Raw genomic sequence first — 7,935 nt, forward strand, 5'->3', positions numbered from 1 at the left:
ACCACCAGGATCACCTCAAGGTCACCCCGCTGCGCAAGGCGGTGTCGTAGCGCGAGCTCAGGCTTGTAGGGTGGGCAAAGCGCAGCGTGCCCACCACGCGCCGGAAAAACTGTCGATGAGATGGTGGGCACGGCGCGCAAGAGGCGCGCCTTTGCCCACCCTACCAGATTTTTACCGCTTTCCCCCGCTTCGCGGGGCGGTCTTGCGCGCGGGCCTTTTTGCACGCGCCGCGGCCAGCTTCGGCTTCTCTTGCGGCCGCAGCAGCACATGCGGGTGAAAGGCATGATGCGGAATCAGCGCACCCCAGATCGGGTCCTTGCGATAGCTGTCGTCGAGCGCCGCGTTCAGCACCTCCTGCGCGGCATCATAGAGGCCTGACTTGCGCAGCACGGCCATTGTCGCGCCGGCCAGGAGCTGGGCGTCGTCACCTTGCCCGACGATGCCCTGCCCCGCCGCGATGGCTTCGGCGATCGCCTGCGCAATCTCTTCGTCGTGGTCGTCCCAGGTCTCGATGTCCTGAATGGAACGACCCTGGAGCGCTTTCAGCTTGCTGGTCGCGATGATCTGTCCGACCCGCCGCGCCGCAGCGGCCGCATCCGACAGTGTCATCTGTGTCTTGACCGCAACCGGGTTGCCCGATTCGGTCGGCACCAGTCCATCCAGCCCGACATGGGTCGTATCGCCAGTGACCGCGGCAGCAACGTCCTCGATCCCTTTCACATAGGCGTCGCGGCGGACCGGGCTCAGGCCCTGCAACGACTCGATCGCGCCGATCGCAAGATGCAGGCGAAGCAGATCGATCGGATGGTCGTCCATGGTGTTGTCGGGCCGCTTCTGCGCGTCGGTCGACAGCAAGGGTCGTCCGGGATGCGACCGTCGCTGCAGGTGGGCGCGAAACGCCGCCAGGAAAGCGCCCAGATTGATCGGGAACAGCGGCCCCATGTTCAGGATGCCGTAGACGTCGGCAATCGCTTCGTCCATCCAGTACGACCACAGCAGTGCGTTCAGCGCCGCCGTAGCGAGCGGCTTGCGCGGCGAAAAATGCGGCGCGAGCGCGTTGCGCACGGTCACGACGAGTTCGGCCAGCAGCCCTTCGTCAGCGTGCACGACGTCGTGGCCGCAAACTTCATGGCTCAACGCGGCCCACATGATTGGGTGATCACGATAAGTCGCGGGCAGGCTGACCACACCGATCGGCGTGCCGAACCGCTTCAACATCTCGTCCGACTCGACGGTGTAGGGCCCCTGCAGCGAACCGGAGAGAAACACGGCGAGCGGCGGCGTATTGGTCACCAGTTTGATGCCGGCAGCCGCCCGCTTGTCGCTGTCGAGAAAAGACCGGTAGAGATTCGAGACGATCGCCAGGAAGCGCCTCAGCTGCGCGCTGGTATCGACCCTGCTGACCCCGGGTCCATGCTGGTAGACCGCGCCATAGAGCATCTCCAGGGCCGTCTGCATGTATTCGGCGGGCTGCTCGCCGCTCTTCACCTGATGCTGCAACTTGCTCATCTCCGACGGCAGTGCGGCATCCAGCGGCTGATGAAAATTCTGGCGATAGATCAGCGGCAGAAGCGGCGCGCCCTTCGTAGTCGCAGCGCGCACATTGTTCACCGTCTTCAGTGGCGGATGAACACCATCGACGACGCCGGTGAGATCGACCGCAAAAAACTTCTGGTAAAGTCCGACAAATGACTGCAGATCGACCAGCATGACGCTCACCCCCGTGGCGAAGCCCCGCCCTTTTGCGCCGCAAAATGAACATGCTTAACGTGCGTGAAAGCCGTGGCGCCGCGTCGAAATTCGCCTGAATCTATATCATTCTAACAGCACATCGTGTAAGACAGCTCACAGAGTTCGCCTGCCACTTGAAGGCCAATCCGCAAGCGCCCATGACCTACATCGCCAAGCCGAAATTCCACCATCCGAGCCTGCCGAAGAACGCACTCGGCTTCACCCATCGCGACTATGAAGGCAAGATCTCGACGCTGTGCGCCGGCTGCGGCCACGATTCGATCACCGCCTCGATCATCGAGGCCTGCTTCGAGCTTTCGATCGAGCCGCACCGCGTCGCCAAGATCTCCGGCATCGGCTGCTCCTCGAAGACGCCCGACTACTTTCTCGGCAATTCGCACGGCTTCAATTCGGTGCATGGCCGCATGCCGTCGGTCTTGACCGGTGCCAACCTCGCCAATCGCGAGTTGATCTATCTCGGCGTCTCCGGCGACGGCGATTCCGCCTCGATCGGCTTCGGCCAGTTCGCGCATTCGATCCGGCGCGGCGTCAACATGACCTATATCGTCGAGAACAACGGCGTGTACGGCCTGACCAAGGGCCAGTTTTCGGCGACCGCCGACCGCGGTTCGAAATCGAAAAAGGGCGTCATCAACACCGACAACGCCATCGACCTCGTCGCCATCGCGCTGCAGCTCGGCGCCACCTACGTTGCGCGCAGTTTTTCGGGTGACAAGAGCCAGCTCGTGCCGCTGATCGAAGGCGCGATCCAGCACCAGGGTGCCGCCTTCATCGACGTGGTCAGCCCCTGCATCGCCTTCAACAATCATGCCGGCTCGACCAAGAGCTTTGACTATGTGCGCGAGCACAACGACGCGGTGAACCGGCTCGACGTCCTGACCGGCCGGGACCCGATCACGGTCGACTATGCGCCGGGCACGGTGCAGATCGTCGAGCAGCATGACGGCACGCGACTCGCACTGCGCAAGATCGACGCCGACTATGATCCGCATGACCGGCTGGGTGCGATGACCTTTTTGCAGAAGCACGCCGCTAAGGGCCAGATCGTTACCGGCTTGCTCTATGTCGATCCGGAGTCCGAGGACCTGCACAGCCATCTCAACACGGTGGAGCGGCCGCTCAACCAGCTCGAGGCCGGCGATCTGTGCCCAGGCTCGGCGGTGCTGGACAAGATAAACGCCAGCCTGCGCTGAGGTTGAAAAGGTAAGGCCGGCGAAAGAACCTCTCACCCGCGCCCCGCCGCTTAATTCCAATATCTTGTGCGCTCGACCGGTCGCACGCTTCCCATTTGCGTCTCGCGAGCTGCGGCACAGCCTTGGCCGCGCGATCGGCTGGAGGAGGTAAAATAATACTTGGCTTGCGCAGCCCTTAGGTAGATAGTACCTATCTAGGAACCAAGGAACCCTGCAATGGCTCTCAGCATCAAAGACTCTGAGACCGAGCGTCTGGCTCGGCATCTTGCCGAACTCACCGGGGAGAACATTACCACGGCAACCAAGCGGGCCATTGAGGAGCGCTTGCGCCGGCTTGGTGGCAGATCCCGCAAGGCCGCCCTGCTGGAGGATATGGCCGAAATCCGCCGGCGCTGGAGTGCAATGCCGGTCCTGGATGGCCGGCTGGCGGACGAGATCATCGGATATGACGAGCATGGACTGCCGCGCTGATGGTGATCGACACGTCGGCGATCGTGGCAATCGCCCTCAACGAGCCTGATGCGGCCGACCTCGAACGACGGATTGCCGATGACCCGGTGCGGCTGATTTCTGCGGCCACGGTGCTTGAAGTAACAATCGTGCTTGAGACTCGGCTCGGTGACGCAGGCGGACGCGAGTTTGACCTCTGGCTGCTCAAGATCGGCGCTGAGATCGTGCCGGTGGACGCCGAACAGACCGACGCGGCGCGGCGCGCCTGGCGTCGTTTCGGCAAGGGACGTCACGGTGCCGCGCTGAACTACGGCGACTGCTTTGCGTATGCGTTGGCGGTGACCCGCGGCGAGCCGCTGCTGTTCAAGGGCGAGGATTTTGCAAAGACCGATGTCAATCAGTCGGGCGGCACATGATCGCAGCAACGACGCCAGCGAAATCAACGCGAGCCTGCGCTGAGCCACCATCCTCTTCATTGCGAGGCGCGTTTGCGCCGATGCAATCCAGAGCCGCTTGCGAAATTCTGGATTGCTTCGCTTCGCTCGCAATGACGGCATTACTTCGCCGGCTTGTCGTTGATGTTGACGACCGTGCAGGTGAGGCCGGTGCCGGGCGCGCAAATACCGAGTGCTTCCTTGACCGCATCGTCGGCGCTGCGGCGTCCCGCGGACCAGCCGAAATGCGTGCCACTCACGACGAAGGCCTTGTTGGGGCCGCTTGCGAGATAGGTCCTGAACGCCTCCCGGCCCTTGTCGCTCAAGCCCGTCGGCGCCGGCAGATCGGGCACGTCAACCGCGATCTCGCGCTCGCGCAGTTTTAGATGATTGTCGGTCAGAAAGCGGTCGACGATCGGCGACCAGATCGCCATGCCATCCGCGCGGAACAGCTGATGGCCGTCCTCGCCGAAGGCCGGCGCGGCGACGAAACTGAGGTGGCTGCCGCCACTCGAAAATGCGTCGGTCATCTCCTTGACCAGCCGCGGCCCGAAAAAGTGATCGTTGGGCGCCGAGACCCATAATAGCGGCGTGCGCGACGTCTTGCCGTAGGCCGCGAAGGCAGCGACGAGCTCCGGCTCGCCGCAGACCTGGTCCGGCGCGGACGATCCCCTGCCCGGCGCGAAGGCGATCGCGGCGGCCAGACCCGGCGGCGGAGCGGCGGTCAGGGCGACCGTCGCAAATCCCCCGGCGGAGACGCCGACGCTGATCCATATGTTCTTGCTGACATAGGGCTGGTTGGTCATGAAGCGGGCGGCGGCTGCGATATCGCCGGCGGCGATGCGGCCCGCGCGCGCGTAATCGGGATGCGCGCAGCCGCCCCAGGCCTCGGCCCAGCCGCCTTCCGAGCGGCCATAACCACGGCGCAGCAGGACGACCGCGGTCCAGCCGCGCCGCGCGAACGCAGCCGCCTGGGACCACATCCGGTAAGGCGACATTTTTGCGCGATCGTTGCCATCGCGCGGCGAGCCGTGATTGATCAAGGCAAGCGGATGCGGGCCTCCGTCATCCGGCCGCACCACGATCGCCTCGAGCTTGAACGTCGCACCGGAAATGACGGCCGGAATCTGCAATTCGTCGGTCCGGATGCCCTCGGCCCGCAGCGATGCAGGCAGCAACGCCTGCAGCACCAGGCCAGCCGCGACCACATAGGCATAATTGATCCGAATCATTGCCCCTCAGCCCCCTGTCACCTCGACAAACTCATAGCATGTCATCGGGCCATGCTCGACGTCAGGGCTGATCTTTGCCCCGCAACAGCCGATCCCATTGCGTTTCCAGTCCTGCGAGCGCCTCGGCCAGCGGCGGCACCGCGAAGGGGCCGTCGGCCTCGCGCAGCAGGTCGAGCTCTCGCAGTTTCTTCAGCGCGTCATCGTGGGCGAACGCGACGCGAACGCCAAACATCTCCATGAGCAGCGCCTCGACGCGGGCGCCGAGCGCATCGGCGGAGAGCGGCGCCGCGGCCGTCAGCAGTCCGTAATAGGCGAGCAGCGCCTCCTTCCAGTCCTGCTCCTCAGCCTCGCCGATCAGGTAGTTGAAGATGCCGGTGTTGTTGTTGACGTTGCGAAAATAGATGTTGTCGGTGACCTGCTTTTGGTGGATCAGCGACTGGCGGTGGAAATTGCCCCATTGCCGCAGCACGAAGGCGCCGAGCGCGAACAGGCCGCTGATCGCCGCCAAGGCCTGCTTCGTGTCGTCGTCGTGCAGCGCGCCGGAGAGACCGAGATAGAAGCCGGCCACCGCGAACAGCACCGTGAGCGTCGAGGCGAGCTTGATCAGGATTGGCACGCCGCCGACCAGCGCCGGCACGCCGAGCGCCAACTGGTCGAACACGCTCATCACCACGCGCACGTCCGGGAACAGCGCTTCGAGATCGCCGCGCGCGATGTGACGGAAATATTTGAACAGCACGGCGCCGCCGCGCAACTTCTTGCGCTTGCCCTTCGTGCCTCGCCACGCGCTGGCGAATGGCTTGCGCGGCTTGGGCCGCTCGCCATCCACCTTCGTCGCCACCATCAGCACGACATCGTCATAGACTTCGACCTCGAGGCTGCGGCGGCGCAGCCCGAACAAAGAGGGGATCTCGATGGTCTCCTTGTGGTCGCCGCGCCGGAACATGCGCACATCGCGAAACTCCTCGATCGGCGCCTCGATCCGCACCCGCACCAGCGCATGCTCGCCGAAGGCGCGGACGATCACCTCGTGCGGGATTTCGACGAAGTTCGCTTCGGTGACGACACGGACGAATTCATCGCTCAGGTTTCGATAGGCCGCCTCGACATCTCCGGCGGCACGCGTCGCCGGCGCGCTGACCTCCGGGTCGAAGTAGAAATAGGCCTCGCGCAGCTGGTCGAGCTCTTCAAAATACCTGACATGAAAGATCGCGCCCAGCATGCGCGCAAAGCGGCGAAAGCTCAGTGCCTGATCGGCCGGCAGCCCGGTATCGCTGACGAGAGCGGCGACGATGTCCGACTTTCGTAGCGGAATGAATTTTTCCCGCGGCTCGGGCGCGGCGGTCTCGTTCGACGCTTCACTCACAACGCTTCCGCCGACACTGTCGCAATCGTTGCCCGCAGCTGGCGCGGCGGTCACACCTATTAAACATGTGCCGCGCCGAAACCGCTGGCGCGGCGTATGCAGTATAACGAGCTTGTCGCTGCCACGCCACTTGCGCTGCCAATCGTGACGGCGACCAATGCACCTCCCGGAAGACCTGTCGCGCCAGGCGGCAGCGGCACAAGGCTTCGGGTTTCAGCGGCGAGCGCGGTGAAACATTCTTTCATGATGCTCGGCTGCGACGTTCCACACCGGAGATCTGACCATGCTCGCCCTGTTTGCGGCCCCGAGCCGCACTCCCCTGCCCTTTCCACGTTTACACCCGGTCGCGTCCCACCTCAGAATGGATCAAAACGACACCAGCGGCGTTGTTCGGAGTGAGTGGAAATCCGTCGGTTTCGTGTGTTGACAATCCGGGCCCGCGCGCCAGAAAGGTGACCCGGAACTTTACAATTGGCGCAGATCGGGCAGAGCAGGTCATCATGAACCCCGTCAAAGCACTTGAGACGCACGGCCAGGCTGTCTGGCTGGATTTTCTGGCCCGCGGCTTCGTCGCCAAGGGAGACCTGAAGGCGCTGATCGACAAGGACGGCCTCAAAGGTGTCACCTCGAACCCGTCGATCTTCGAAAAGGCAATCGCAAGCTCCGACGAATATGACGCCCCGATCGGCAAGGCGTTGGCTAAACGCGACCTGCCGGTCGCCGAATTGTTCGAGCGCCTCGCTGTCGAGGACATCCAGAACGCCGCCGACGTGCTGCGTCCGGTCTACGACCAGCTCGACGGGGCTGACGGTTATGTCAGCCTCGAAGTGTCACCCTATCTCGCCCTGGATACCAAGGGCACGATCGTCGAAGCCGAGCGGCTCTGGAAAGATGTCCGGCGCAAGAACCTGATGGTCAAGGTGCCGGCGAGCCAAGAGGGCCTGCCGGCGATCGAGCACCTGATCGGCGAGGGCATCAACATCAACATCACGCTGCTGTTCTCGCAAAAAGTCTATTTGCAGGTCGTCGAAGCCTATCTTGCGGGCCTCGAAAAATACCTCGCCCAGGGCGGCGATCCCTCGCACATCGCAAGCGTCGCCTCGTTCTTCGTCAGCCGCATCGACACTGTGGTCGACAAGAAGCTCGACGAGAAGATCGCGCAGGCCAACGATCCCATGGAGAAGGTCCGGCTGGCCGCGCTGCGCGGCAAGGTCGCGATCGCCAACGCCAAGCTCGCCTACAAGCACTATAAACGACTGTTTTCCGGCCCGCGCTGGGAGAAGCTCGCCGCCAAGGGCGCAAAGCCGCAGCGGCTGCTCTGGGCTTCGACCGGGACCAAGAACAAGGCCTATAGTGACGTGCTCTATGTCGAGGAGTTGATCGGGCCGGACACCGTCAACACCATGCCGCCGGCGACACTCGAGGCGTTTCGCGACCATGGCCGCCTGCGCAACAGCCTCGAGGAAAACATCCACGACGCCGAGCATACGCTGGCCGAACTCGAACAG

Annotated in this window: 7 protein-coding genes; 4 read left to right on the plus strand and 3 right to left on the minus strand. The window is 63.5% G+C overall.

Annotated features, from left to right (window positions below; translation table 11 throughout):
• Positions 1-171 precede the first annotated feature (171 nt).
• Entirely contained in the window at positions 172-1,710 is a 1,539-nt protein-coding gene (locus JOZ76_RS06615; protein WP_291697825.1) for a hypothetical protein, read from the minus strand.
• A 179-nt stretch (positions 1,711-1,889) separates the two neighbouring features.
• On the opposite strand from JOZ76_RS06615, the gene JOZ76_RS06620 reads away from it, so the two are divergent.
• The 3 genes from JOZ76_RS06620 to JOZ76_RS06630 all read left to right on the plus strand — a co-directional run bounded on the left by JOZ76_RS06620 (position 1,890) and on the right by JOZ76_RS06630 (position 3,811).
• Positions 1,890-2,945 carry a 2-oxoacid:ferredoxin oxidoreductase subunit beta gene (locus tag JOZ76_RS06620; RefSeq protein WP_291697826.1) on the plus strand — a complete coding sequence of 352 codons (1,056 nt, stop codon included), beginning with the start codon at positions 1,890-1,892 and terminating at the stop codon, positions 2,943-2,945.
• A 216-nt stretch (positions 2,946-3,161) separates the two neighbouring features.
• Complete coding sequence (locus tag JOZ76_RS06625; RefSeq protein WP_291697827.1) at positions 3,162-3,416, plus strand: type II toxin-antitoxin system VapB family antitoxin; 255 nt, start codon at positions 3,162-3,164, stop codon at positions 3,414-3,416.
• Entirely contained in the window at positions 3,416-3,811 is a 396-nt protein-coding gene (locus tag JOZ76_RS06630; RefSeq protein ID WP_291697828.1) for a type II toxin-antitoxin system VapC family toxin, read from the plus strand. Before JOZ76_RS06625 ends, JOZ76_RS06630 begins: the two co-directional genes overlap by 1 nt.
• Before the next feature lie 140 nt (positions 3,812-3,951).
• On the opposite strand, the gene JOZ76_RS06635 is transcribed toward JOZ76_RS06630, so the two are convergent.
• Positions 3,952-5,061 (minus strand): alpha/beta hydrolase family protein, encoded by a 1,110-nt coding sequence (locus JOZ76_RS06635; RefSeq protein ID WP_291697829.1) that lies wholly within the window; start codon positions 5,059-5,061, stop codon positions 3,952-3,954.
• A 61-nt stretch (positions 5,062-5,122) separates the two neighbouring features.
• On the minus strand, positions 5,123-6,427 hold the full coding sequence (locus JOZ76_RS06640) for a TMEM143 family protein (RefSeq protein WP_291697830.1): 1,305 nt from the start codon (positions 6,425-6,427) through the stop codon (positions 5,123-5,125).
• Positions 6,428-6,927: 500 nt separating this feature from the next.
• Here JOZ76_RS06640 and tal point away from each other — a divergent pair.
• The coding region (tal, locus tag JOZ76_RS06645; protein ID WP_291697831.1) for a transaldolase at positions 6,928-7,935 on the plus strand (1,008 nt) is incomplete at its 3' end.

Origin of the sequence: Bradyrhizobium sp. (assembly GCF_019244115.1) — a bacterium.
Taxonomy (GTDB): Bacteria; Pseudomonadota; Alphaproteobacteria; order Rhizobiales; family Xanthobacteraceae; genus Bradyrhizobium.

Coding starts and splice junctions, on each gene's coding strand:
- JOZ76_RS06615 (WP_291697825.1), bottom strand. CDS start 1,710: ATGCTGGTCGATCTGCAGTCATTTGTCGGACTTTACCAGAAGTTTTTT.
- JOZ76_RS06620 (WP_291697826.1), top strand. CDS start 1,890: ATGACCTACATCGCCAAGCCGAAATTCCACCATCCGAGCCTGCCGAAG.
- JOZ76_RS06625 (WP_291697827.1), top strand. CDS start 3,162: ATGGCTCTCAGCATCAAAGACTCTGAGACCGAGCGTCTGGCTCGGCAT.
- JOZ76_RS06630 (WP_291697828.1), top strand. CDS start 3,416: ATGGTGATCGACACGTCGGCGATCGTGGCAATCGCCCTCAACGAGCCT.
- JOZ76_RS06635 (WP_291697829.1), bottom strand. CDS start 5,061: ATGATTCGGATCAATTATGCCTATGTGGTCGCGGCTGGCCTGGTGCTG.